Here is a 24,069-nt window from a genome sequence, read left to right as displayed (position 1 = left end):
TTGAATATTGCTTGTTTTGTTATGTTTAGCTGGCGAAGCTCATGTTCTTTCCGGGGCGACAACAACAAGGCGGGGAACATCCCGTCGACAATAAGCGGCACGCCCACGTGTCCAACATGGAGTAAGATATGAAATTGAAGACCCTATTGATGGGGGCTGTCGCATCGACGGCGCTTGCCCCTATGGCCTTTGCCGAAGCCCATGAGGGCGAGCGGGGCCGCGACGGCGAAGTCAAGATCATCTATTGGCAGGCGCCTTCGATCCTGAACCCCTATCTGTCGAGCGGCACAAAAGACGTCGAAGCCTCCTCGCTGGTTCTCGAACCGCTGGGCCGCTACGACCAGAACGGCGCGCTGGTGCCCTATCTGGCAACCGAGATTCCGACGCTGGAAAACGGCGGCGTGAGCGAAGACCTCAAGACCATCACATGGAAGCTGAAAGACGGCCTAATGTGGTCCGACGGCACCCCCGTCACCGCCAATGACGTCAAGTTCACCGCTGATTACTGCATGAACCCCGAAGGCGGCTGCGCGCAGTTGGCTAAATTCGAAGGTGTCTCCTCGGTCGACGTGGTCGACGACCAGACAGTCAAGGTTACCTTCTCCGAGCCGATGCCGAACCCCTACGGCCCCTTCATGGGCGGCCAATCCCCGATCATTCAGGCGGCACAGTTCGCCGATTGCACCGGCGCCAAAGCGCCTGAGTGCACCGAGGCCAACTTCAACCCCATCGGCACCGGCCCCTTCACCGTCACCGAGTTCCGCCCGAACGACGTGATCACCATGGCCGCGAACGAGAATTACCGGGACCCGAGCAAGCCTGCCTTCGCCACGCTGACCTTCAAAGGCGGCGGTGACGCGACAGCGGCGGGCCGTGCCGTGATGGAAACGGGTGAGTTCGACTACGCCTGGAACCTGCAACTGGCCCCCGATGTCATCGCCAAGATGGCCGAAGGCGGCAAGGGCAAGCCCATGTCGGCTTTCGGCACGCTGGTTGAGCGTCTTGAACTGAACATGACCGATGCCTCCCCCGATCTGCCGGAGGGTGAGCGCGCCACGGCCAAACACCCGCACCCGATCCTGAGCGATGAGAAAGTCCGCCGGGCGCTCTCCATGGCGATCGACCGCGAACTGCTGGTCGAGGTCGGCTACGGCCAAGCGGGCCGCGCCACCTGCAACATGGTGCCTGCGCCTGAGCTTTACGCCTCGGACAACACCGACTGTCTGACCCAAGACATCGAAGGCGCCAAGGCGCTGTTGGACGAAGCGGGCTGGGTTGACAGCGATGGCGACGGTGTGCGTGAGAAGGATGGCGAGAAACTGTCCCTGCTCTACCAGACCTCGACCAACGCCGTGCGTCAGGACTTCCAAGCGCTGATCAAGGATTGGTGGAGCCAGATCGGTGTTGAAACCGAATTGCGCAACATCGACTCTTCGGTCTTCTTCGGTGGCGACCCCGGTTCGACCGACACGTTCCAGCGTTTCTATGCAGACGTTGAAATGTACGCCAACAACTTCGACGGCACCGACCCGCAGAGCTACCTTGCCCAGCGGACCTGCGCCAAGTTCCCAAGCCCGGAAACACAGTGGCAGGGTGAGAACATCAACCGCTTCTGCAACGAAGAGTATGATGCGATGGTGGCCGAACTGGGCCGCACCGGCGAGATGGAAAAGCGTGGCGAACTGGCCAAAAAGCTGAACGACATGCTGACCAAAGACAGCTACTCGATCCTGCCGCTGGTGGACCGTGGTCGCGTCTCGGCTGCTTCCAACACCCTTGGTGGCGTTGTGCTGAACACATGGGACTCCGAACTGTGGAATGCCGCCGATTGGTACCGCATGGAAGAGTGATCCAGGACGGAGGCGCGGCAGGCCCGCGCCTCCCTTCAACGACCTTCGGGGGTGTGCGTCATCCGCGCGCCCCCGTCTCGCCCCCACCCCCTCACAGACTGACCTACAAAGGCGACGCCCATGTTGACCTTCACCATCCGACGACTTCTTTTGTCGATCCCGACGCTTTTGTTTATCAGCCTGGTGATTTTCCTGCTGCTGCAACTCGCCCCCGGCGACCCGATGGCCCAAGTGCCGCTGACGGTCCCGCCCGAGGTGAAAGAAAAGATGCGCGAGGCGCTTGGCCTCGGCCAGCCGATCTATATCCAGTATTGGAAATGGCTCGTGCAGGTCTTTTGGATCGAGCCGCAGGTCTTCATCGACTACCTGACCAACCGCTCCGCCCTGTTTAGCTGGCTGCCCGATACGGCGCTTTCCGAAGGCAAGCTGCGCGTGATCTCTTGGCAGACCCGTTCGCCGGTGATGGACATCGTGATCCAGCGCATGCCGCAGACCCTCTGGGTCGTGGGGCTGGCCTATATCGTGGGCATCGTCATCGCGATCCCGATCGGCATCTACTCGGCCTACCGGCACTATTCGGTTTTCGATCAGGCCGGGACGTTCATTACCATGATCGGCTTTTCGATCCCGCCCTTCTTCACCGGTCCGCTGCTCATCGTGATCTTCTCGGTCTCTCTCGGCTGGCTGCCGTCGATCTATGACACGACCCATGTTGTGAACGATTGGGAGAGCTTCAAGGTGCAGTTCTTCCAGATGATCATGCCGGTGATGGTGCTGGCGCTGCAAACCACGGCGCAGATCAGCCGCTACATGCGTGGTGCCATGCTCGACAACCTCAACCAAGACTACGTGCGCACCGCCCGCGCCAAGGGGCTGAAGGAAAGCGTCGTGGTCATGGTGCATGTGCTGCGCAACTCGATGATCCCAGTGGTCACCGTCATCGCGCTTGGCATGCCCGCGATCTTTGGCGGCGCCATCATCACCGAGAACGTCTTTAAGGTGAACGGCATCGGCCAACTGCTGCTGACCGCGCTACGCGCCAACGACCTGCCGATGGTGATGACCCTAACCTTCATCTTCGCGGTGCTGATCGTGCTGTTCAACCTGATCGCAGATATCCTCTACGGCCTGCTTGACCCAAGGATCCGTTATGACTGAGCAACCCATTCCCGCAAGCCCGGTCGAAGCCGACCTCGAGTTCATGAAGGCCCTGCAAGACAAGGGCCCGCAAAAACCGCCGCGCAGCCAATGGCGCGATGTTTGGGACCAGTTCCGCAAACACAAGGGCGCGCTTTTCGGCGGTGGTTTCCTGATCTTCATCACACTGGCCGTGATCTTTGGCCCCTATCTGTGGGACATCGACGCCAAGAAGCTGGACATCCGCAACAAGAACTGGCGGCCGATCTATACCCTGCTGTGGGATGGCGATGCCAAGGCGGGCTGGGCGCATCCCTTCGGCACCGACCAGTTGGGGCGCGACATCCTTGCGCAGATGCTCTTTGGCGGGCGGGTGTCGATGGCCGTGGGCTGGATGGCGATGGTGCTGGCGCTGATCATCGGCACCGCCGTCGGCGTGCTCTCGGGCTTTTTCAAACGTATGGACTTCTGGCTGATGCGGTTCACCGACCTGATCCTCAGCCTGCCGATCCTGCCTCTGGTCCTGCTCGCCGTGACGCTCTTTGGCCAACCGCTGCGGGCGCAGTTCGGGCCGGAGGGTGGCATGTTCATCCTCATCGTCTCGGTCATCAGCCTGACCTCATGGATGCAGACCGCGCGGATCGTGCGCGGCGATATTCTGGCGCTGAAAGAGCGTGAGTTCATCCTCGCCGCGCGCTCCATCGGCACCACGCCGGGCAAGATCATCCGCCGCCATCTGCTGCCCAATGTGATCTCGCCCATCATGGTCTCGGCCACCTTGGGCCTCGCCACGGCGATCATCACCGAAAGCGCGCTGAGCTTTCTTGGTGTCGGCTTCCCATCGGACTTCCCGACATGGGGCAAGCAACTGGCCGATGCCGTGGACCGGATGCAGGAGTTCCCCGAGCGGGTGATGCTGCCCGGCATCGCCATCTCGCTGACCGTGCTGGCGGTGAACTACCTCGGCGACGGTCTGCGCGACGCGCTCGACCCGCGCATCCGCGGACGCTGAGCAAAATAAGAACCGACCGGCCCCTGCCCCCTGTGGCGGGGGCCGATTGTTTTACGCCCCTTGACGCAGGGTGAACAGCGTCGCCCCTTTTCCCATCAATGCGGAATTTAATTCACCCCTCTGGGGGTCGGCCCTGTGCGCTTTCACTTGATTGTGACCCGCACCCGCTCCAAATGGGAAATAATTCCGTTTTCGAGGGTTTTCGCGATGTTTGAGTCTTTCGGCTTTGAAGAGACGACAGCAAAAGAGGCGTCCGTTCTGCTGGCGGCCCTCATCGGGCTGGCGTTCGGCGTGCTGGCGCAGCGCACGCGGTTTTGCTTTCGCCGGAGCCTTGTGGGTGAAGACCGACGCCAAGCGCTTGGCATCTGGCTGACCGCACTGGCGCTGGCGGTGATCGGCACGCAGGCCGCCGTTGCCGCCGGATGGATCAGTTTTGACGCGCATCGCTTCATGGCCAGCGACGTGCCGCTTTTGGCGATTGCCGTGGGTGGGCTGCTCTTTGGCGCGGGCATGGTGCTGACACGCGGCTGCATCTCGCGCCTCACGGTGCTGACAGGCGGCGGCAACCTGCGGGCGGCGCTGGTGGTGCTGGTCTTTGCCGTGGTGGCCCATGCGACGCTGAAAGGCGTCTTGGCACCGCTGCGCGTGGCGCTCGGCTCTGTCACCGTGAATATGGGAGAGAACGTGAGCCTCGCCGCCCTGCCCGGCGGTGCGCTGCTCTGGGCTGGTGTGATCGCCGTGGCGGCGCTGGCCTATGCGCTGCGCTCGGGCAACCGTCCGGGGCAACTGGTGATGGCGGCGCTGATCGGTCTCTTGGTCCCCGCCGCATGGGTCGGCACCGGGTTCATCCTGCTTGATGAATTCGACCCGATCGCGATGGAGAGCCTCAGCTTCACCTCTCCCTCCGCCGATACGCTGTTCTGGACCATCGCCAGCAGTTCAATCCCCGCAGGCTTTGGCACCGGGCTATTGGGCGGCGTTTTTGTCGGTGCGCTGATCGCCAGCCTTTTCGCGCGGGAGTTCCGGTGGCAGAGCTTTGACGCCCCCCGCCAGACCGGGCGCTACCTGACCGGGGCCGCCATGATGGGCGTGGGCGGCGTGTTGGCCGGGGGCTGCACCTTGGGCGCGGGGCTCTCCGGCGTGCCGACGCTTTCGGTCGCAGCCATCGAGGCCATCGTGATGATCGCTTTGGGCGGCTTGGCCATGCACGCGCTGCTCAACCGATCTTCCGCCGCAGACGGCGCAGCGTCCACCACACGCCAAGCACAACCGGCAGAGTGACAGCGGCGGTCAGCAGCCCTTTGCTGACCCCAAGTGGCGCAGCAAGCGGGTAGAGCAGATAGCCCGCCAGCGACACCGCGTAATAGCTGATCGCCACAACAGACAGCCCCTCTACAGTATGTTGCAGGCGCAGTTGTAGATCGGCGCGGCGGTCCATACTGGCAAGGATCGCTTGGTTCTGGGCCGAGCGTTCCACATCCACCCGCGTCCGCAAAAGATCCGCTGCCCGCAGTGCCCGCGCGGCGAGGGTCTGCAAGCGCGTCTCGGTCGATTTCACCGTGCGCATCGCGGGCGCATAGCGGCGCATCATGAACTCGCCAAAGCCCTGCCGCCCCAGAAAACGCGCCTCACGCAGGGCCGAAATACGTTCATAGACGATGGCCTCATAGGCCACCGTGGCAGCGAAACGATAGGCAGTCTCCGCCGTCAGCGCCTCCAGCGCGACCGACACGTCCAAAAGCGCGTGCAGCGTTTCCTCAGCCGCCGTGCCCGCCCCGCTGCGCATCGCCCCCATGAGCGTCGAGAGCTGCCCGTCCAGATCGTTCAACGCCCCGGCCATGTCGCGCGCCTGCATGAAGCCCAGCATCGACATCGCCTTATAGGTCTCGATCTCGCAGAGCCGCTGCACGATCCGCCCGATCCGCCGCTGGCCTGTCGTTGCATCGGTGAAAAGCGCGAGACGCAGATGGCCTGCGGGATCAATCCGAAAGTCACTGGCCACCACCGCCGCCCCATCCAGCACCTCCGCCACGGCGAGGCTTTCGGGCACGAACCAGTCCTGCAAATGCGCCGCGATCTCATCGTCGGCTTCCGGCTTCGGCAGCACCGCAAGCAGGGCTGAGGTGATCCGCTCCCCCTGCACCTCGGCCAGCCAATCTTCTGGAAAAGCGTCGAAATCCGTGGCGGCGAAGGGCAGGCTCCGGCCCGTGGGGGCGATGACCGTATAGGTGACGAACTCGGTATGCTGCTCCCATTTCAGGGTGAAGCGGCCCATCTCTCCGTAATAATGCGTGGCCGCCGCATCGGCGCGCGGGGCGCCGTAATGGGCCAGCAGCGCGTTCAACTCGGCCTGCGGCACGGCATCGGGCGCGGGTTTCACCGCGAGAAAGGCAACCCGAGAGGGCGCGGCAAGCTGCGGAAACGGGCGCGCGTGCATTTCGCCGGTAAGGGCAAGCCGCTGCGGGTGGTCTTTGATCGGGGCCATGACGGGGTCCGCTGTTGGGTGTATCCCGTCAAGAATAGCGCCATTGCCCCCGATGAACAGTGAAAAATCACGTCTTTTCAACGGGTTGATGCATACCGAGGTATACCGCAAGGCCATAACGGAAAACGCCCCACCGTTTCCGGCGGGGCGCTCATGGGATGGGCGGGGAATTTTTCAAAAATTCCCCGCCGTTTTCTTTAAAAGAAAACGTTAGTCGATCAGCGGCAGCAGCTTGTCGAGGCTGGCCTTCGCGTCACCGTAGAACATGCGCGTATTCTCCTTAAAGAACAGCGGGTTCTCGATCCCCGAATAGCCCGTGCCCTGCCCGCGCTTGGAGACGATGACCGTCTTGGCCTTCCAGCATTCCAGCACCGGCATCCCGGCAATGGGGCTGTTGGGATCGTCCTGTGCAGCGGGGTTCACAATGTCGTTGGAGCCGATGACAATGGCGACGTCGGTCTCGGGGAAGTCGTCATTGATCTCCTCCATCTCCATCACGATGTCATAGGGCACCTTGGCCTCGGCCAGAAGCACGTTCATATGCCCGGGCAGACGGCCCGCCACCGGGTGGATGGCGAAACGCACGTTCTTGCCCTTGGCGCGCAGCTTCTTGACCAGATCGCTGACAGCACCTTGGGCCTGCGCCACCGCCATGCCGTAGCCGGGGATGATGATGACGCTGTCGGCCTCGTTAAGCGCCTGTGCCACACCGTCGGCCTCAATCGCCACCTGCTCACCCTCGACCTCCATCGCGGGGCCAGCGCTGCCGCCGAAACCGCCGAGGATCACGGAGATGAACGAACGGTTCATCGCCTTGCACATGATGTAGCTCAGGATCGCACCCGAGGAGCCCACAAGCGCGCCGACCACGATCAGAAGATCGTTGCCAAGCGAGAAGCCGATCGCCGCCGCGGCCCAGCCCGAGTAGCTGTTCAGCATCGAGACAACCACCGGCATGTCCGCACCGCCGATGCCCATGATCAGGTGATACCCGATGAAGAGCGCCGCCAGCGTCATGACAAACAGCGGCAGGAAGCCCCCGGTGTTGAAGTACCAGATCAGGCAGAGCAGCGAGATCACCGCCGCAGCTGCATTGAGCAGGTGACCGCCCGGCAGCTTGGTGGCGGCAGAGCTTACGCGGCCCGCGAGCTTGCCATAGGCGATGACAGAGCCAGTGAAGGTCACCGCACCGATGAAGACGCCGAGGAACAGTTCGACCCGCAGGATCGCGATCTCGACGCTGTCCTTCTTGGCCAGCAGCGCGGCAAAGCCTTCGGTCGCCTTGCGCGCCACATCGTCCATCGCCAGCACGTTGCCCAGTTCGATATGGGCGTTGTAGCCCACGAAGACGGCGGCGAGGCCCACGAGGCTGTGCATCGCCGCGACAAGCTCGGGCATCTGCGTCATCTGCACGCGGGTTGCCAGTTGGTAACCGATGGCCCCGCCCGCGGCGATCAGGATCAGCGAGAGGAGCCACAGCCCCGCCCCCGGCCCGATCAGCGTGGCGATGACCGCCAGCGCCATGCCGGCGATACCGTACCACACCGCGCGTTTCGCGCTTTCCTGCCCCGACAGACCGCCGAGCGACAGGATGAAGAGAACCGCTGCGACCACATAGGCCGCTGTCGTGAATCCGTATTCCATGATGCTCGCTCCTTCAGGATTTCTGGAACATGGCGAGCATGCGCCGTGTCACGAGGAAGCCGCCGAAAATGTTGATCCCACACATGAAGACCGACAGGGCAGCAAGAAGGATCACCAGCCAAGAGCCGGAGCCGATCTGCATCAGCGCGCCCAGAATGATGATCGAGGAGATCGCGTTGGTCACCGCCATCAGCGGCGTGTGCAGGCTGTGCGCCACGCCCCAGATCACTTGGAAACCGACGAAGACCGCCAGAACGAAGACGATGAAGTGCTGCATGAAGCTGGCGGGGGCCACGAGGCCCACACCCAGCAGCAGCGCCGCGCCCACGACCAGCAGCGTGACCTGGTTCTTGGTCTGCTGCTTGAAGACCGCCAGTTCCTCGGCGCGTTTTTCCTCCGCCGTTTTCTCCTTCGGCTTTTCCTTCTTCGGCGCCGCCGCGATGGCCGCGACCTTGGGCGGTGGCGGCGGGAAGGTCACTTCCTTCTCGTGCGTGATGGTGGCACCGCGGATGACATCATCTTCCATGTCGTGGTTGATGACACCGTCCTTCTCGGGTGTGAGGTCCGCCATCAGGTGGCGGATGTTGGTGGCGTAAAGCGTGGAGGCCTGCGTCGCCATGCGCGAGGGGAAGTCGGTATAGCCGATGATGGTCACGCCATTCTCGGTGACGACCTTCTCGTCCATCTTGGTGAGCTTGCAGTTGCCGCCCTTCTCGGCGGCAAGGTCCACGATCACGGAACCCGGCTTCATCGCCTGCACCATATCCTCGGTCCAAAGCTCCGGCGCTTCGCGGTTGGGGATCAGCGCCGTGGTGATGACGATGTCCACATCCGGCGCAAGCTCGCGGAACTTGGCCAGCTGCGCTTCACGGAATTCGGGAGAAGAAACAGAGGCATAGCCGCCGGAGGCGGAGCCATCCTGCTGCTCTTCCTCGAAGTCGAGATAGACGAATTCCGCACCCATCGATTCGACCTGCTCGGCCACTTCGGGCCGCACGTCGAAGGCCAGCGTGATCGCACCCAGCGAGGTTGACGTGCCGATGGCGGCAAGCCCCGCGACGCCCGCGCCGACGACCAGCACCTTGGCCGGGGGCACCTTGCCCGCCGCCGTGATCTGACCGGTGAAGAAACGTCCGAAGTTGTTGCCCGCCTCGATCACCGCGCGGTAGCCCGCGATGTTCGCCATCGACGAAAGCGCGTCCATCTTCTGGGCCCGGCTGATGCGCGGCACCATGTCCATCGCCATGACGGTCGCGCCCTTCGCGGCGGCGGCCTCCATCAGCTCGGTGTTGCCGGCTGGGTTGAACATGGAGATCAGCGTCTGGCCTGCGCGCAGGTGCTTGACCTCATCCTCAGAGGGCGGGCGCACCTTGGCGACCACATCGGCGGCCTCATAAAGCGCGGCGGCGGATTGCACCACCTCGACATCCGCGGCTTCATAGGCGGCATCGTCAAAACCCGCAGCCGCCCCGGCGCCCGTCTCGATGACGCAGCTATGCCCGAGCTTTTGCAGTTGCAGCGCGCTTTCCGGGGTCATCGCGACCCGGTTCTCGCCCTCAAATATTTCTTTTGGTGTCCCGATCTTCAAACCAAGAGTCCCCCTTTGCTGGCCCGTCGCGCCGCTCTGGCGCAACTTTGTTAGTCAGAGCGATAGCGCGCGCGCAGCAATAGTACAAGCAAACCGCGGGGTGAAACGGTGCAAAATTGCTGCACCGCGACATCGGAAGAACGGTTTGCTGTTTTCGGCGCAGAGATAGAACAGCCGTTCCACCCCGCGCCAGTAGCATGGCCCGAGGGCCATGCCGAAGTGTCAAACGACGGCTAAGTCGCGATCAAAGACCGGGGATCAGACGCGCCAAGCCGCGCTGGTCGAAGGTGGTGCCACGATCCGCGCCGAAGTTGATCTCACCGCCCAGACCGACGAAGGGCTCGGACTCGCTGATGCTGCCCACGTCCACCTTAGCAGACCCGACTTCCAAGAACAGATTGGTGGTCGGGGAAACCTCACGATCGAGCCGCATGGCAAAACGCGACAGGTCGTCTCCATCGCTGCCTAGCCGATCATAGGAGCCGCTGATGCCAAAGCCTTCGGCCAGCGCATAACGCGCCTTGATACCGCCAAGCGTGCCGTCGCCTGCATCGGTATCGACATGGGCCAGATAGCCTTCGAAGTCCCAATCCAGCATTTCATAGCCTGCTTCGAGACCCAAGATATCCGCATCTCCGCCCAAGGCTTCCTCCCGGGTGTAGAAGGCCCCGAAAGAGGTTGCTTCATCCCAGTGGTAAATGCCGTGCAGGCCCAGCAAATGGCTGTCTTCATCGACAAAGTCGAAGTCGCTGTAACCGGCGTCGAACTGCAAGCTAAGGTTGCGGTTAAAGCCAAGCTCTACCGACCCATCAATGCCAAGCCGGCTGAAATCGGTGTCGTCCGCGAATGCGGAATAGGAAAGCCCGACCGATCCGCCCGTCACTTCGACCGCCTGCGCTGTGGTTGCCCCAAAAGCGAGGGCTGCGGAAAGGGCGAGAACTGAAAATTCTATGTGTTTCATATTACTGCTCCAATGGTTCTGGCAAGGCCCTGTCATCAGGTTACCCATCCGACCAGTGCGCCAAGGCGGCGAGCGCTGCAATAGTCAGGCGTAAGGCTTCCGCAAATGTGATCGGCGGGCGGCAAGATTTGGCCTATCGCCGTGCCAGCCGCCCCGCACATAACGCCCCGTCATCACAAGCTGCCTATTGTACTGCCGCCCCCTCCGCGCCACCCTGCCCGCAAAGGGGAGGCTTTATGACGCTGAAAGACAAACACGCATTCATCACCGGCGGCGGCACAGGCATCGGGCTGGCCATCGCGCAGGACTTGGCCGCCAAGGGCGCGAAGGTCACCATCACCGGGCGGCGGCAGGAGGTGCTCGACGCCGTGTCGGGCAATGGCATCAGCGGCATGGCGATGGACGTGCGCGACGAGGCGCAGGTCACCGACACCATCGCCCGCGCGGTCGAGGCAAATGGCCCGGTGCAAATCTGCCTGGCCAATGCGGGCGTGGCCGAAGGCCGGTCACTGCATAAAACCGACCTCGATTTCTGGCGTGACATGATGGCGACCAATCTCGACGGGGCCTTTCTCACCATCCGCGAGAGCCTGAAATCCATGCGCCAGACCGATTGGGGCCGGGTCATCGCCGTCTCCTCCATGGCCGGGCTGCGCGGCCTGCCGGGGGCGGCCTGCTACTCGGCCTCCAAACACGGGATGATCGGGCTGATCCGCTCGCTCAGCGAAGATTACATGGGCCAGCCGTTTACCTTCAATGCGCTCTGCCCCGGTTACGTCGATACCGAGATCATCGCGCGCAACACGCAGGCGATCTCCAAACGCGCCGGGCTCTCCGAGGAAAAGGCCCGCGATGTCATGGTCAACGCCAACCGCCACAAACGCCTGATCGCCCCCTCGGAAGTAGCCGCTGCGGCGGCATGGCTGGTCGGCGAAGGCTCCGAAAGCGTCAACGGCCAGTCGATCGAGATCGCTGGCGGGCAAATGTAGCGGCGTTAAGGTTGCTTTAACCAAGCTGGGCCAAGCTCAGGGCCATGAGAGACAGCCTTCCATCCTATGGCCCGAACAGCTATTTCTTTACCCTGCGCCTCGCGCCGCGCGATGATGATGCGCTGCTGCGGCATATCACGGCCCTGCGCCAAGCGATGCGTGAGACTTTGGCGCGCAAACCCTTCCGGATCGATGCCATCGCCATTTTGCCGGATGTGCTCCATACGGTCTGGACCCTGCCGCCCGACGATAACGATTACGGCAACCGGATCGGCATGTGGAAGGGGCGGTTTTCCCGCCATCTCCCGCCGGCCCCGCATCGCAGTCTGCGGCAGATCAAACGGGGCGAGAAAGGGATTTGGCAGCGTCGATTCTGGGAGCATCGGATCCGCGACCCCGCGGATTTCGAACGGCATTGCAGCTTGGTGCACCTCAGCCCCGTGCATGCAGGCTATTGTGACCGTCCTGAGGCTTGGCCCTATAGCTCCTATACTCGCGCCTGCTCAGGTCCGACAGCGCTTCAGGGCGCGGAGGCGGGGCCGCTAGAGGAGGACGCGGTCTTGGATGATGATGTGACGCCGCTGAACCACGCGGCCCCACTTGTTGCGCCATTCAGCGGGCTGCACAGTTGAAAGGCGTTAAGACAAGGCACTCGTTGACGGCGCGATCGGGGTCGCGGGGGATTGACAGAACGACTGCGTCGCGATGCAGGCTGCCGCGCCCCGAGAAGCGCGGCGCGCGTTTATCGAGAGTGCAACGCGCGCCCGTCGCCCCGTCCTACTGCGCGGCGGTCATCACCGGCATGGCCGATCCATCTGCCGCCCAGGCCCGCACCGCCGCGCCGAAATGTTCGAACAGCGGGCGCGAAACGGGGTCATTGGCCGCATTCCACTCGGGATGCCACTGAACGGCGAGGGTAAAGCCCGGCGCGTCTTTGATATAGATCGCCTCGGGCGTGCCATCATCCGCGTGGCCGTCGATCACCACGCGCGGACCGGGTTCCTTGATCCCCTGCCCGTGCAGCGTGTTGGTCAGCACTTTGGACGCGCCCATCACACGGTGGAACACGCCGCCTTCGGTAAAGCTCACGTCATGGCGCAGTTCAAATTTCTCTTCGATGGTGCCATCGGGGGGCATCCGGTGGTTCATCCGCCCCGGCAGATCGCGAATCTCAGGATAGAGCGACCCACCCATGGCGACGTTCACTTCCTGAAACCCGCGGCAGAGGCCGAGGAAGGGCTGGCCCCGCGCCACACAGGCCCGCACCAGCGCCAGCGCCACCGCATCGCGCGCGCGGTCAAAGGCACCGTGGGCCTCCGTCTCAGGCTCACCATATTCTTCGGGATGCACATTCGGGCGCCCGCCGGTCAGCAGGAAACCGTCGCAGACCTCCAGCAATTCCTCGACCGAGACAAAGCGCGGATCGCTCGGCACGATAAGCGGCAGACAGCCCGAAACCTCGGCAATCGCTTCGGTGTTCATCTGCCCGCCCGCGTGGACGGGGTATTGATCGTTCAGCAGGTAGGAATTGCCAATGATACCAACGACAGGTCGGGCCATGAGTTACCTCTTATTCACCATGGCCCGAACATAGGCGCTTCGCGCCGTGGTCTCAACCTCAGCTCTGCGCCTTCAGCTCCAACCGGCGCGCGTGCAGCACTGGTTCGGTATAGCCCGAGGGCTGTTCGCGCCCCTTCAGCACCAGATCGCAGGCCGCCTGAAAGGCCACCCCGTCAAAGCCCGGTGCCATGGGGCGATAGCTGGGATCGTCGGCGTTTTGACGGTCCACCACGGCTGCCATTTTTTTAAGCGCGGCCTCGACTTCCTCGCGGCTGATGACGCCGTGATGCAGCCAATTCGCCAGCGCTTGGGCCGAGATGCGGCAGGTCGCGCGGTCTTCCATCAGGCCCACATCGTTGATGTCCGGCACTTTGGAGCAGCCGACGCCCTGATCGATCCAGCGGACCACATAGCCCAGAATGCCCTGCGCGTTATTCTCGATCTCGCGGGTGATTTCTTCGGTGCTGAGGTTGCGGCCTTCCATCACCGGGATGGTCAGCAGTGCGTCGAGCGTGGCGCGTGCGCCGCCCTCTTTGATCTCTTCCTGCCGCGCCAAGACGTTAACCTTGTGGTAATGTGTAGCGTGCAGGGTAGCCGCGGTGGGCGATGGCACCCATGCGCAATTGGCCCCGGATTGGGGATGGCCGATCTTGGCCTCCAGCATCTCGGCCATACGGTCGGGCATGGCCCACATGCCCTTGCCGATCTGCGCGCGGCCCTGCAAGCCGCAGGCAAGGCCGATATCGACGTTGCGATCCTCATAGGCGCCGATCCAAGCGCTGTTCTTCATCTCGCCCTTGGGCACCATGGGCCCGGCTTCCATACTGGTATGGATCTCGTCCCCCGTACGGTCGAGGAAACCAGTATTGATAAAGGCCACACGGTGTTTCGCGGCGCGGATACATTCCATGAGGTTGGCGCTGGTGCGGCGCTCTTCGTCCATGATGCCAAGCTTCACAGTATATTGCGGCAGGCCGAGCGTCTTTTCCACATGGGTGAAAATCTCATCGGCAAAGGCCACTTCCTCGGGCCCGTGCATTTTGGGCTTCACCACATAGACGCTGCCGGTGACCGAGTTGCCGCCCGCGCGTTTGAGGTCATGAATGGCGATCAGCGTGGTCACCATGGCGTCCATCAGCCCCTCGCCGATCTCGCGCCCTTCACGGTCGAGCACGGCGGGATTGGTCATCAGATGGCCGACATTGCGCACCAGCATTAGCGAGCGGCCTTTCAACGTGATCTCACCTGAACCATCGGGCGCGGTATAGCGACGGTCCTCGGCCATGCGGCGGGTGACGGTCTGGCCGCCTTTTTCAAAGGTCTCGGCAAGGTCCCCTTTCATCAGCCCCAGCCAGTTGCCATAGGCCAGCACTTTGTCTTCGGCATCCACCGCCGCGACGCTGTCTTCGCAATCCATGATGGTGGAAAGCGCGGATTCGATGATCACATCCGCAACGCTGGCGGGGTCGTCCTTGCCAATGGCATGGTCGGGGTCGATCTTGATCTCAATATGCAACCCGTTGTTGCGCAAGAGCACCGCGTCGGGCGCCTCCGCCGCGCCTTGGTAGCCCGCAAACTGCGCCGGATCGGCCAAGCCACAGGGCGCGGCATCCTGTGCCATCACAGCTTCTAGGTGCCTGTCCACAACGCGATATCCGGCCAAATCCGCATGGCTGCCCGCCGAAAGCGGCACGGCCTCGTCCAAAAAGGCTTTTGCCTGTGCCACCACCCGCGCGCCGCGCGCGGCGTCATAGCCCTTGCCCGTCGGCAAGTCGCCCAGCGCATCGGTGCCATAGAAAGCGTCGTAGAGGCTGCCCCAGCGCGCATTGGCAGCGTTAAGCGCGAAGCGTGCGTTGGTGATCGGGACCACAAGCTGCGGCCCGGGCACCTGCGCGATTTCGGGGTCTACATTCTGCGTTTCGATCTGGAACGCCGGCCTTTCGGGCAGAAGATAGCCAATCTCGCGCAGGAAGGCGGTGTAGCTTTCCGCGTCATGGGGCTGGCCTGCGCGCGCGCGGTGCCAGTCGTCGATCTTGGCCTGAATTTCGGCCCGTTTTTCAAGAAGCGCACGGTTCTTCGGCCCGAGGTCATGCACTAGGTCCGACAGCCCCGCCCAGAAGACATCCGCGTCCACACCGGTGCCCGGCAGCGCCGATCCTTCGATGAAGTCGACCAGCGCGGGCTCTACCTGCAAACCGTTCTTGTCAATTCTACCCGTCATTCTCCGCCCTCTCCCGCGCTGGATACCTTTGTGAAAGGTCTAGCAGAAAGGCAAAGCGGCGCAAGCGCGGGCAGGCAGGCGCTAGTCGGCAACCGGCTCCGGGGTGGCGATCACCGGCTCGGCGTCCGCCGGGCCATCGACGGGCTGAACCTCACCTTCCGGCGAGGGGTCGGTGGCCTGCAACACCGCGTAGACGATCCCGGCAATCATCAAGAGCGCCCCTGCGATGATCGCGGTTTTGATACCGATCAAAGCGGGACGGTGACGTTTCTTCTGCGTTTCGGTATCGGTGTCGGGGGCGGACATGGATACACCTCATTGCTCGAAGTTGGGGCAGCTCGGCTTGCAGGCCGCCTTCTGGAGACATAACATTTCCCAGACCAATTACGTTCCCGCGACTGGAGGCCCAATGCGCGACGCCACCCCCCAAACGATCTATCTCAGTGACTACCAGCCCTTCGGCTTTCTGGTGGATGAGGTGGCCCTGACCTTTGACCTCGATCCCCATAAGACGCGGGTCAAAAGCCGCATCGCCTTTCGCCCCGACCCGGCGGCGCAGGAGGCTGACTTTTTCCTGCATGGCGAGCAACTCAAGCTTATCTCCGCGCAGATTGACGGCAAGCCGGTCACCCCGAAGGTGACGGAACGCGGTCTGACCTGCGATGTGCCCGACGGCCCCTTCATCTGGGAGGCCGAGGTTGAGATTGACCCCAAGGGCAACACCGCCCTCGAAGGGCTTTACATGTCGGGCGGCATGTATTGCACTCAATGCGAGGCCGAAGGCTTTCGCAAGATCACCTATTACCCCGACCGCCCCGATGTGATGAGCGTCTTCACCGTGACCATCAACGGTCCGCATCCCGTTCTGTTGTCCAACGGCAATCCAGTTGCGCAGGGGCAGAACCATGCCGAGTGGCATGACCCATGGCCCAAGCCTGCCTATCTTTTCGCGCTGGTGGCGGGCGATCTGGTCGCCCATTCCGACCGTTTCACCACCATGTCGGGCCGCGAGGTCGATCTGAACCTCTATGTGCGCCCCGGCGACGAGGGCAAATGCGCCTTCGGAATGGAGGCGCTGAAGGCGTCGATGAAGTGGGACGAAGAGGTTTACGGTCGTGAATACGATCTCGACATCTTCAACATCGTCGCGGTGGATGATTTCAACATGGGCGCGATGGAGAACAAGGGGCTGAACATCTTCAACTCCGCCGCCGTTCTCGCCTCCCCCGAAACCTCGACGGATGATAATTTCGAGCGGATCGAAGCGATCATCGCTCATGAGTATTTCCACAATTGGACCGGCAACCGCATCACCTGTCGCGATTGGTTTCAACTCTGTCTCAAGGAAGGGCTGACCGTCTACCGTGACGCGCAGTTCACCTCGGACATGCGCTCTCCGGCGGTGAAACGCATCGGTGATGTGATCGACCTGCGCGCACGTCAGTTCGCCGAGGATCAAGGCCCGTTGGCCCATCCGGTGCGGCCCGAAAGCTTTCAAGAGATCAACAACTTCTACACCGCCACCGTCTATGAGAAGGGCGCCGAGGTGATCGGCATGCTCAAGACCTTGGTGGGCGATGACGCCTATGGCAAGGCGCTGGACCTCTATTTTGAGCGTCACGACGGCGATGCGGCGACGATCGAAGATTGGCTGAAGGTCTTCGAAGACACCACGGGCCGGGATCTGACCCAGTTCAAACGCTGGTATTCGCAGGCGGGCACGCCGCGCCTTTCGGTGGTGGAGGCTTGGGATGCGGGCAAAGGCATCTTCACGCTGACCTTCACCCAGCACACCCCGCCCAGCACCGCCACGCCTGAGCCGAAACCGCAGGTTCTGCCGATCACCGTGGGGCTGATCGGCGCGGATGGAGCCGAAGTGGCCCCCTCTCGCGTGTTGGAGATGACCGAGGCCGAACAGAGCTTTACCTTCGACGGGTTGGATGCGCGCCCCGTGGCCTCGGTGCTGCGCGGCTTCTCCGCCCCGGTGGTGCTGGAGCAAGACCTCTCGAAAGAAGAGCGGCTGCTGCTGCTCGCCCATGACAGCGATCCCTTCAACCGGTGGGAGGCCGGGCGCACCTTGGCGCGGCAATCATTGCTGGCCGTGATCACCGAAGGCAGCGCGCCGGATGACGCATGGCTCGAAGCCCTGCGGGCCGTGTTGGAGGATGAGACGCTGGAGCCTGCCTACCGCGCGTTGATGCTGGGGCTGCCCAGCCACGCTGATCTGGCCAGCACCCTGCATGACGCAGGCAAAACGCCGGATCCGGCGGCGATCCATCAGGCGGTGGAGGCCACCCGCGATGCCATGGCCGAGCGTTTTGCCGCGCTGCTGGGCGATCTTTATGACCGCCACAGGGTCGACGCCCCCTATCTGCCCAATGCGGCGCAATCGGGCAAACGCGCCTTGACCAATGCAGCACTTGCCCTGCTGACCCGCGTTGAGGGACCAGCGCGCGCGCAAGCGCAGTTCGACGATGCCGACAATATGACCCAACAGCTCAGCGCCCTCGCCGCCTTGCTGCGCGCGGGCCATGGCGACAAGGCGCTGGCAGAGTTCGAAGAGCAGTGGCGCGATGACCGGTTGGTGATGGACAAATGGTTCGGGCTGCAAGTCTCGCAAGCCGCGCCGGACAAGGCCGCAGAGGTCGCGCAAAAGCTTACCGAACACGCCGATTTCAATTGGAAGAACCCCAACCGCTTCCGCGCGGTCTTTGGCAGCCTTGCCATGCATCACGCAGGGTTCCACCATGAGAGCGGCAAGGGCTACGCCCTGCTGGCCGACTGGCTAATCAAGCTTGACCCGGTGAACCCGCAGACAACGGCGCGGATGTGCTCGGCCTTCCAGACATGGCGGCGCTATGACATGGCGCGGCAAGAGATGATCGAGACCCAACTCGACCGCATCCTCGCCAGCCCCGATCTCAGCCGGGACACCTCCGAGATGCTCAGCCGCATTCGCGGTGCCTGACACGCCTATTCAGACAGAGGGCATGGCGGCCTATATCTACCGCCGCCATGCCCGCAGCCGAACGGCCCTGTTGCTGTTGCTCGTGATCTGGCTAGCCCTCGCGGCGGCGTGGCTCTGGCTCGACGCCTCGGGCTGGATCATCGGGCTGCTGGGGCTTTTTACCCTGCCCGCGCTATGGGAGGTCTTCAGCAATCCAGCGAGCGGCCTGACGCTCGACCAGCACAGCCTGTCGTGGTTCACCGGCAAACGAGATGCAAAAATCGCGCTGGCGCAGGTCGACCGGGTTCGGCTCGATACACGCCTTGATATGTCCGTGCGCGCCACGGTCATTCTCCGCACCGGGCGCAAGATCAAACTGCCCTTCGAGGCCACCCCGCCGCACCGCGCATTGGAAGCCGCGCTTCAGGAGCGCGGCATCACGACGGAACGGCATCACTTCACGCTGATCCAGTAATCTACGGGCGGCTGCGGGGCCGGGTCGCGTTCAACGGTTTGCAATAGGACTGCCGCCGCAGCCAGCGGGACATATCCGCCCGTTTGGACGCGCTGCGCATCGGCCCCCAATCGGCCCCGACGCCGCGCCGCCCGTTTCCGGCGATCACCCCGTCGCGCGGCACGGTCGTTGCCATGATGCGCACGGCACAGCTGAGGTTCGCGGCGCCGTTCTTGAGCGCGTCACCGCTGCCGACATTGCATTTATACCCCCGCGCGGTGCCCGGCAGAATTTGGAGCAGCCCGTACCAGCGCCCGCCCCCACCCACGGCCCATGACCGATAGGTGCTTTCATGTTTTGCCAGCGTCGACATGAAGCCCACCCAAAAAGCGCGACGCTGATTGTCCGACGCCGTCGGATAGGCCGGGCACCATTCCGCCACATCGGCGGGCACCATATCCACCAAGGGTTTGCCGTGGGATTTCAGCGCCGAGATCGCGGCGCGGGTCCAAAGCGAATGCCCCCGCATATGCTGCCAGCGCGTGCGCGGCAGATTGCCCGGACGCGCGGGCGGGCGGAGCGTTGTGGAAAAGGGCGCGGTCTCAAGCGCGGGCGGTTCGTCCTCTGCCTCGACCTCATCGGGGAAGGACAAAGACGTGGCGGCGGTCTGCACCACATTATCCACTTCCACCACCGGGGCGGGCTGTTTGGGCAATTCGGCCCAAATCATGGTGGGGCTGGCGCAGAGCAAGAGGGCGATCATGGCAGGTTTCATGACGCGCATAAGACCGCCCCAAAACGCGCTTGGCAAGCGCGGCAGCGGCGCGGGATCGGCAGATTTCCTCTGATCGGGAAACAGCGCCCGCCGCGCCGCCGGATTGTCGCGAAGGATCGCCTTCGCCTGCCCAACCGCGCTGCAGAATTTTCCCGAAAGCTCCGCACGCCGGACACGGTTCCGCCCCATTGCCCGGTCAAACCTAAATCATCGACAAACAGCAGGCAGGACCGGCCCCAGATGAAGAAACTCTCGCATATGATCCCGTCCGCCTTGCAAGGGTTCTTTGCCAAGCCCGCACCGCAAGCGCCCGAGTTCGAGCCGCTGGAAATGCCGCTCCTGCGCCGCCGTGCGCCGCGCGACGCGCTGCTGCGCATTTCCTGCCCCGACCCCACCGCCGAAGAGATGCAGCGCGACCGTCACCAGTACCGCGCGCAATGGCTGGTGCGCCAAGAACGTTGGGAGGAGATGGCAGAGCTTTTGCAGGAGGCCGACGAGAACCGCGAGATGACACCGGGTGCGATGCCGGTGGCCGAGCTGATGGCCTTTGGCGCACGGGCGGATGTGATTCTCGCCGCGGAACATGCGCTTTACGACGGAAAACCGACCAGTGACGCGCCCCTGATGGCCGGGATCGAAGCGCTGGAACATGTGCTGGCCGACCACGCCGGGAGCGCCATGATCGCCGCCATCGTGGCGCAGGCGCATATGGACATCGGCTGGGCCTGGCGCGGCACGGGATGGGACAGCGACGTGCCCGCCCGCAACCATGCGGCCTTCGCCGCGCATTTTGAACGCGCCGAGCAAATTCTCGCGCCATTCGACAAGGACACAGCCGCCTCGCCCCTGCTCGCGGCGACGCACTGTGCCCTGCTTGGGGGAACCGGCGGTGACGCCCGCGCCGTGGCAGACCGCTACGCCCGGCTCATCGACCTGAACCCCGCAAACCCGCGCCCCATGCGGGCCATGGGCAACCACCTTCTGCCGCGGTGGCATGGCTCATATGACCAGTTGGAACTCGAGGCCCGCCGCACCGCCGCGCGGACCCAAGAGACATGGGGCGCGGGCGGCTACACTTGGGTGCAATTCGACGCGATCAGCTGCGATGCGCAGGCCTGTGCCAACCTAGATGTGCCGTTTTTCATCGAAGGGCTGCACGACATCCTCGCCCGCCGCCCCGATCCGCATACCGCCAACCTGCTGGCCGCCTATTGCGCCAGCGCCATCGGTCAGGCGGCAGAGACAGCGGATGCCGCCGGGGCCGTCCGGGCCGAGATCGCCGATTGCGCGCGTTGGATCGTGCGCGACCACATGACGGAACTGCACCCGATGCTCTGGGCCCATGCCGCGCGCGGCTTTGACAACAACCTGCGCGTCCGCTCCGCCCGGCGTTTCGCCGCCTCAGGCCGGGACGAGGCCATGCGCATCATCACCGGCCTGTTTCAACGCGAGATCGAAGCGGGCAAACGGGTTATTTTCACCGAAGGCCGCCGCCAGATTGCTGTGCCGGGCTAAGCCTGCCTCTTGAAGCGCGTGGTGCGCTCCAGTATGACCGGCCAAGTTCCAATTGACCGAAGGCGGCCGCGATGCTTGATCTGAGTTACGACACCCCGAAACCGCGCGTGATTGCCGGTGCCAAACATGACTGGGAACTGGTCATCGGGATGGAGGTCCACGCGCAGGTCGCGTCGAACGCCAAGCTCTTCTCTGGCGCGTCCACCAAATTCGGCGCCGAGCCCAACAGCAATGTCGCCTTCGTCGATGCCGCCATGCCCGGCATGCTGCCGGTGATCAACGAATATTGCGTCGAACAGGCCGTTCGCACGGGGCTTGGCCTGAAGGCCGAGATCAACCTCAAGTCCGCCTTTGACCGCAAGAACTACTTCTACCCCGACCTGCCGCAAGGCTATCAGATCAGCCAGCTCTATGAGCCGATCGTCGGCGAAGGCGAAGTGCTGGTGGAACTGGGCGACGGCACTGCGCGCTTGGTGCGGATCGAGCGCATCCACATGGAGCAGGACGCGGGCAAGTCGATCCATGACATGGACCCGAACATGTCCTTCGTCGATCTGAACCGCACCGGCGTCTGCCTGATGGAGATCGTCTCCCGCCCCGACATTCGCGGGCCCGAGGAAGCCGCCGCCTATCTCGCCAAGCTGCGCCAGATCATGCGCTACTTGGGCACGTGTAACGGCGACATGCAGTCGGGCGCGATGCGCGCGGACGTCAACGTCTCGGTCTGCCGTGTGGGCCAATACGAGAAATATCAGGAAACGCAGGATTTCTCGCATCTGGGCACCCGCTGCGAGATCAAGAACATGAACTCCATGCGCTTCATCCAGCAAGCCATCGAAGTCGAAGCCAAACGCCAGATCGCGATTGTCGAGGCCGGTGGCGAGGTCGTGCAGGAAACCCGCCTCTTCGACCCCGACAAGCAGGAGACACGCTCGATGCGCTCCAAGGAAGAAGCGCATGACTACCGCTATTTCCCCGACCCCGATCTGCTGCCGCTGGAGATCGAACAGGCATGGGTGGACGACATCAAAGCCAATCTGCCCGAACTGCCGGACGAAAAGAAATCCCGTTTCATCAATGACTTCGGCCTGTCGGACTATGACGCCTCTGTGCTGACCGCCGATCTCGACAGCGCGGGCTATTTCGAGGCCGTGGCGAAAGGCCGCGATGGCAAGATGGCCGCGAACTGGGTCATCAACGAGTTGTTCGGCCGCCTCAAGAAAGACGATAAGGGCATCACCGAAAGCCCGGTTACCCCGGCGCAATTGGGCAGCATCGTTGATCTGATCGCCTCGGATGCGATTTCCGGCAAGATCGCCAAGGAAGTCTTTGAAATCGCCTATACAACCGGACGCGAGCCGGAAGAGATCGTGGAGACCGAGGGCCTTAAGCAGGTGACCGACACGGGCGCGATCGAAACCGCGGTGGACGAGATCATCGCCGCCAACCCCGCGCAGGTCGAAAAGGCCCAGCAGAACCCGAAGCTGGCGGGCTGGTTCGTCGGTCAAGTGATGAAAGCCACGGGCGGCAAGGCCAACCCCAAGGCCGTCAACGAAATCGTGTCGCGCAAGCTCGCCCAGCAATGAGCGACACCCCGGCCCCCTTCCGTTCGGGCGAGATGACGGTTCTCCCCGAATGGATCGATTTTAACGGCCATCTGAACATGGCCTATTACAACGTCCTGTTCGATCAGGGCGTTGACCAAGCCTATGGCGAAATCGGTCTGGGGCCGGAGTATCAACGCACGGGTTGCACCACCTATGTGGCTGAATTCCACGTCTGCTACCTGCGCGAACTGCATGAGGGTGACCGCGTCTATACCACCTTCCAATTGCTCGACCATGATGAGAAGCGGTTTCACAGCTTTCAGGAACTGTGGCACGTTGACGGCTGGCTTGCCGCCACCGCCGAGGGGCTGACGCTGCATGTGGACCAGTCCGGCCCGCGTGTGGCCCCCATGCCGGACCATATCCTGACCCGTCTTGACGCGATGCGCCGCAGCCATGCCAAACTGCCCAAACCGGCGCAGGCCGGTCGCAGCATCGGCATCCGCCGCAAATCCGCCTGAAACTCACCTGACGCGGCTCATGTCGCCAACCCAGCCGAGGCCCCTATGCGCTACGAATACAAGATCCTTCCCGCCCCCAGCAAAGGGCAGAAAGCCAAAGGTCTGAAAGCCCCCGAAGCGCGTTTCGCCAAAACCTTGGAAGAATGCCTGAACGAACAGGCCGCCGAGGGCTGGGAATACCAGCGGGCCGAGACATTGCCTTCGCAAGAGCGGTCGGGCCTGACCTCGACCACCACGGAATGGCGCAATGTGCTGGTGTTCCGCCGCTTGGCGACCGCAGCGGGCCAGCAGGAGGATGGCGATCTGCTGCCGCCCGCCACTGCTGCCGCAACGCCCGCCTTGGCCGCTACGATCGAAGGCGAAGATACCGCGCTTCAGGCCGATGCGCCCGCCTCCATCACGCCCGAGGATGGCGCGCCTGCGAAAGAGGACCCCGCCAAAGCGGCGACGCCGCCTGCGTTTCTGTCCGGCCCCTCGGCGGATGAAGCTTCGCCGCAAGGCAGCGACGAAGACGACGATAAAACAAAGCCCTGAACGCGGCGCTTATTCGTCCAGGTCAAGCGCCAGCGCGTGAATGCGCCCCATCAGGTCCGCCCCCAACGCGCTGTGCACCGCCCGGTGCCGCGCCAGCCGGTTCTGGCCCTTGAAACGCTCTGACCGGATGCGCACGTTAAAGTGGCTTTCGCCCCCCTCCTGAAATCCGGCATGACCGCGATGGCTTTCGCTGTCATCCACCACTTCCAGTTCACGCGGCGCAAAAGCGGCTTCCAGCCGATCCGAAATCTCTTGTGTTGTGGACATGTTTTTACCCCCGGCCCCCTTCAATCCTGCGACGCAGGGTATATGGTGACCGGCCTGAGTCG

General features: G+C 63.1%; 21 protein-coding genes. 12 read left to right on the top strand and 9 right to left on the bottom strand.

What is annotated here, in order from left to right:
* Positions 1–128: 128 nt before the first annotated feature.
* The 4 genes from ACGYLA_RS13535 to ACGYLA_RS13520 all read left to right on the top strand — a co-directional run bounded on the left by ACGYLA_RS13535 (position 129) and on the right by ACGYLA_RS13520 (position 5,280).
* Positions 129–1,850, top strand: coding sequence for a peptide ABC transporter substrate-binding protein (locus ACGYLA_RS13535; RefSeq protein ID WP_168612027.1), 1,722 nt, complete (start codon positions 129–131; stop codon positions 1,848–1,850).
* Positions 1,851–1,970: 120 nt separating this feature from the next.
* On the top strand, positions 1,971–3,008 hold the full coding sequence (locus ACGYLA_RS13530; RefSeq protein WP_394416307.1) for an ABC transporter permease: 1,038 nt from the start codon (positions 1,971–1,973) through the stop codon (positions 3,006–3,008).
* On the top strand, positions 3,001–3,999 hold the full coding sequence (locus ACGYLA_RS13525) for an ABC transporter permease (protein ID WP_394433132.1): 999 nt from the start codon (positions 3,001–3,003) through the stop codon (positions 3,997–3,999). Before ACGYLA_RS13530 ends, ACGYLA_RS13525 begins: the two co-directional genes overlap by 8 nt.
* Positions 4,000–4,206: 207 nt before the next feature.
* A complete protein-coding gene (locus ACGYLA_RS13520) occupies positions 4,207–5,280 on the top strand; it encodes a YeeE/YedE family protein (RefSeq protein WP_394433130.1) in 1,074 nt (357 codons plus the stop codon).
* Here ACGYLA_RS13520 and ACGYLA_RS13515 read toward each other — a convergent pair.
* The 4 genes from ACGYLA_RS13515 to ACGYLA_RS13500 form a co-directional block, all read right to left on the bottom strand.
* Entirely contained in the window at positions 5,216–6,484 is a 1,269-nt protein-coding gene (locus ACGYLA_RS13515) for a DUF3422 family protein (protein ID WP_394433128.1), read from the bottom strand. The genes ACGYLA_RS13520 and ACGYLA_RS13515 overlap by 65 nt on opposite strands.
* Positions 6,485–6,694: 210 nt before the next feature.
* Positions 6,695–8,128, bottom strand: coding sequence for an NAD(P)(+) transhydrogenase (Re/Si-specific) subunit beta (locus tag ACGYLA_RS13510; protein WP_168612023.1), 1,434 nt, complete (start codon positions 8,126–8,128; stop codon positions 6,695–6,697).
* Between the two features lie 13 nt (positions 8,129–8,141).
* Entirely contained in the window at positions 8,142–9,716 is a 1,575-nt protein-coding gene (locus tag ACGYLA_RS13505; RefSeq protein WP_394433126.1) for a Re/Si-specific NAD(P)(+) transhydrogenase subunit alpha, read from the bottom strand.
* A 244-nt stretch (positions 9,717–9,960) separates the two neighbouring features.
* A complete protein-coding gene (locus tag ACGYLA_RS13500) occupies positions 9,961–10,677 on the bottom strand; it encodes a hypothetical protein (RefSeq protein ID WP_394433124.1) in 717 nt (238 codons plus the stop codon).
* A gap of 236 nt (positions 10,678–10,913) precedes the next feature.
* On the opposite strand from ACGYLA_RS13500, the gene ACGYLA_RS13495 reads away from it, so the two are divergent.
* Complete coding sequence (locus tag ACGYLA_RS13495) at positions 10,914–11,666, top strand: SDR family NAD(P)-dependent oxidoreductase (protein ID WP_394433122.1); 753 nt, start codon at positions 10,914–10,916, stop codon at positions 11,664–11,666.
* 44 nt (positions 11,667–11,710) lie between these two features.
* Positions 11,711–12,298 carry an REP-associated tyrosine transposase gene (locus ACGYLA_RS13490; RefSeq protein WP_394433120.1) on the top strand — a complete coding sequence of 196 codons (588 nt, stop codon included), beginning with the start codon at positions 11,711–11,713 and terminating at the stop codon, positions 12,296–12,298.
* Positions 12,299–12,443: 145 nt separating this feature from the next.
* Here ACGYLA_RS13490 and ACGYLA_RS13485 read toward each other — a convergent pair whose 3' ends face one another.
* The 3 genes from ACGYLA_RS13485 to ACGYLA_RS13475 form a co-directional block, all read right to left on the bottom strand.
* The gene (locus tag ACGYLA_RS13485; RefSeq protein WP_168612018.1) at positions 12,444–13,226 is read right to left on the bottom strand and encodes a gamma-glutamyl-gamma-aminobutyrate hydrolase family protein; all 783 of its coding nucleotides are present in this window, start codon (positions 13,224–13,226) and stop codon (positions 12,444–12,446) included.
* A gap of 58 nt (positions 13,227–13,284) precedes the next feature.
* Positions 13,285–15,447, bottom strand: a complete 2,163-nt coding sequence (locus ACGYLA_RS13480) for a malate synthase G (RefSeq protein WP_394433118.1) — start codon at positions 15,445–15,447, stop codon at positions 13,285–13,287.
* Between the two features lie 81 nt (positions 15,448–15,528).
* The gene (locus ACGYLA_RS13475; protein ID WP_168612016.1) at positions 15,529–15,753 is read right to left on the bottom strand and encodes a hypothetical protein; all 225 of its coding nucleotides are present in this window, start codon (positions 15,751–15,753) and stop codon (positions 15,529–15,531) included.
* A 103-nt stretch (positions 15,754–15,856) separates the two neighbouring features.
* On the opposite strand from ACGYLA_RS13475, the gene pepN reads away from it, so the two are divergent.
* Both pepN and ACGYLA_RS13465 read left to right on the top strand, forming a co-directional pair.
* Positions 15,857–18,415 (top strand): aminopeptidase N, encoded by a 2,559-nt coding sequence (gene pepN / locus ACGYLA_RS13470; RefSeq protein ID WP_394433116.1) that lies wholly within the window; start codon positions 15,857–15,859, stop codon positions 18,413–18,415.
* 22 nt (positions 18,416–18,437) lie between these two features.
* On the top strand, positions 18,438–18,869 hold the full coding sequence (locus ACGYLA_RS13465) for a hypothetical protein (protein WP_394433114.1): 432 nt from the start codon (positions 18,438–18,440) through the stop codon (positions 18,867–18,869).
* A gap of 1 nt (position 18,870) precedes the next feature.
* Here ACGYLA_RS13465 and ACGYLA_RS13460 read toward each other — a convergent pair whose 3' ends face one another.
* Positions 18,871–19,611, bottom strand: coding sequence for a lytic transglycosylase (locus ACGYLA_RS13460; protein WP_394433112.1), 741 nt, complete (start codon positions 19,609–19,611; stop codon positions 18,871–18,873).
* A 252-nt stretch (positions 19,612–19,863) separates the two neighbouring features.
* Between ACGYLA_RS13460 and ACGYLA_RS13455 the strand changes: the two genes are divergently transcribed.
* The 4 genes from ACGYLA_RS13455 (at position 19,864) to ACGYLA_RS13440 (ending at position 23,740) form a co-directional block, all read left to right on the top strand.
* Positions 19,864–21,138, top strand: a complete 1,275-nt coding sequence (locus ACGYLA_RS13455; RefSeq protein WP_394433110.1) for a hypothetical protein — start codon at positions 19,864–19,866, stop codon at positions 21,136–21,138.
* A 71-nt stretch (positions 21,139–21,209) separates the two neighbouring features.
* Positions 21,210–22,724: an Asp-tRNA(Asn)/Glu-tRNA(Gln) amidotransferase subunit GatB gene (gene gatB / locus ACGYLA_RS13450; RefSeq protein ID WP_168612013.1), complete on the top strand. Its 1,515-nt coding sequence runs from the start codon at positions 21,210–21,212 to the stop codon at positions 22,722–22,724.
* Entirely contained in the window at positions 22,721–23,206 is a 486-nt protein-coding gene (locus ACGYLA_RS13445) for a thioesterase family protein (RefSeq protein WP_394433108.1), read from the top strand. Before gatB ends, ACGYLA_RS13445 begins: the two co-directional genes overlap by 4 nt.
* Before the next feature lie 45 nt (positions 23,207–23,251).
* On the top strand, positions 23,252–23,740 hold the full coding sequence (locus ACGYLA_RS13440) for a DUF4177 domain-containing protein (RefSeq protein ID WP_394433106.1): 489 nt from the start codon (positions 23,252–23,254) through the stop codon (positions 23,738–23,740).
* A gap of 9 nt (positions 23,741–23,749) precedes the next feature.
* Here ACGYLA_RS13440 and ACGYLA_RS13435 read toward each other — a convergent pair whose 3' ends face one another.
* Positions 23,750–24,007, bottom strand: a complete 258-nt coding sequence (locus ACGYLA_RS13435; protein ID WP_394433104.1) for a BolA family protein — start codon at positions 24,005–24,007, stop codon at positions 23,750–23,752.
* Positions 24,008–24,069: the final 62 nt, after the last annotated feature.

Source organism: Sulfitobacter sp. 1A13679, from assembly GCF_043557115.1.
GTDB classification, from domain to species: Bacteria; Pseudomonadota; Alphaproteobacteria; order Rhodobacterales; family Rhodobacteraceae; genus Sulfitobacter; species Sulfitobacter faviae.
Note: the sequence above shows the minus strand (reverse complement) of the source record. Positions and strands in the feature narration are given on the sequence as shown.

Excerpts from the sequence above, each read along its gene's own strand:
- ACGYLA_RS13485 (WP_168612018.1), bottom strand. The coding sequence starts at position 13,226 with ATGGCCCGACCTGTCGTTGGTATCATTGGCAATTCCTACCTGCTGAAC.
- ACGYLA_RS13535 (WP_168612027.1), top strand. The coding sequence starts at position 129 with ATGAAATTGAAGACCCTATTGATGGGGGCTGTCGCATCGACGGCGCTT.
- ACGYLA_RS13500 (WP_394433124.1), bottom strand. The coding sequence starts at position 10,677 with ATGAAACACATAGAATTTTCAGTTCTCGCCCTTTCCGCAGCCCTCGCT.
- gatB (WP_168612013.1), top strand. The coding sequence starts at position 21,210 with ATGCTTGATCTGAGTTACGACACCCCGAAACCGCGCGTGATTGCCGGT.
- ACGYLA_RS13520 (WP_394433130.1), top strand. The coding sequence starts at position 4,207 with ATGTTTGAGTCTTTCGGCTTTGAAGAGACGACAGCAAAAGAGGCGTCC.
- ACGYLA_RS13445 (WP_394433108.1), top strand. The coding sequence starts at position 22,721 with ATGAGCGACACCCCGGCCCCCTTCCGTTCGGGCGAGATGACGGTTCTC.
- ACGYLA_RS13455 (WP_394433110.1), top strand. The coding sequence starts at position 19,864 with ATGAAGAAACTCTCGCATATGATCCCGTCCGCCTTGCAAGGGTTCTTT.
- ACGYLA_RS13435 (WP_394433104.1), bottom strand. The coding sequence starts at position 24,007 with ATGTCCACAACACAAGAGATTTCGGATCGGCTGGAAGCCGCTTTTGCG.
- ACGYLA_RS13475 (WP_168612016.1), bottom strand. The coding sequence starts at position 15,753 with ATGTCCGCCCCCGACACCGATACCGAAACGCAGAAGAAACGTCACCGT.
- ACGYLA_RS13490 (WP_394433120.1), top strand. The coding sequence starts at position 11,711 with ATGAGAGACAGCCTTCCATCCTATGGCCCGAACAGCTATTTCTTTACC.
- pepN (WP_394433116.1), top strand. The coding sequence starts at position 15,857 with ATGCGCGACGCCACCCCCCAAACGATCTATCTCAGTGACTACCAGCCC.
- ACGYLA_RS13515 (WP_394433128.1), bottom strand. The coding sequence starts at position 6,484 with ATGGCCCCGATCAAAGACCACCCGCAGCGGCTTGCCCTTACCGGCGAA.
- ACGYLA_RS13510 (WP_168612023.1), bottom strand. The coding sequence starts at position 8,128 with ATGGAATACGGATTCACGACAGCGGCCTATGTGGTCGCAGCGGTTCTC.
- ACGYLA_RS13465 (WP_394433114.1), top strand. The coding sequence starts at position 18,438 with ATGGCGGCCTATATCTACCGCCGCCATGCCCGCAGCCGAACGGCCCTG.
- ACGYLA_RS13440 (WP_394433106.1), top strand. The coding sequence starts at position 23,252 with ATGCGCTACGAATACAAGATCCTTCCCGCCCCCAGCAAAGGGCAGAAA.
- ACGYLA_RS13480 (WP_394433118.1), bottom strand. The coding sequence starts at position 15,447 with ATGACGGGTAGAATTGACAAGAACGGTTTGCAGGTAGAGCCCGCGCTG.
- ACGYLA_RS13460 (WP_394433112.1), bottom strand. The coding sequence starts at position 19,611 with ATGATCGCCCTCTTGCTCTGCGCCAGCCCCACCATGATTTGGGCCGAA.
- ACGYLA_RS13530 (WP_394416307.1), top strand. The coding sequence starts at position 1,971 with ATGTTGACCTTCACCATCCGACGACTTCTTTTGTCGATCCCGACGCTT.
- ACGYLA_RS13525 (WP_394433132.1), top strand. The coding sequence starts at position 3,001 with ATGACTGAGCAACCCATTCCCGCAAGCCCGGTCGAAGCCGACCTCGAG.
- ACGYLA_RS13495 (WP_394433122.1), top strand. The coding sequence starts at position 10,914 with ATGACGCTGAAAGACAAACACGCATTCATCACCGGCGGCGGCACAGGC.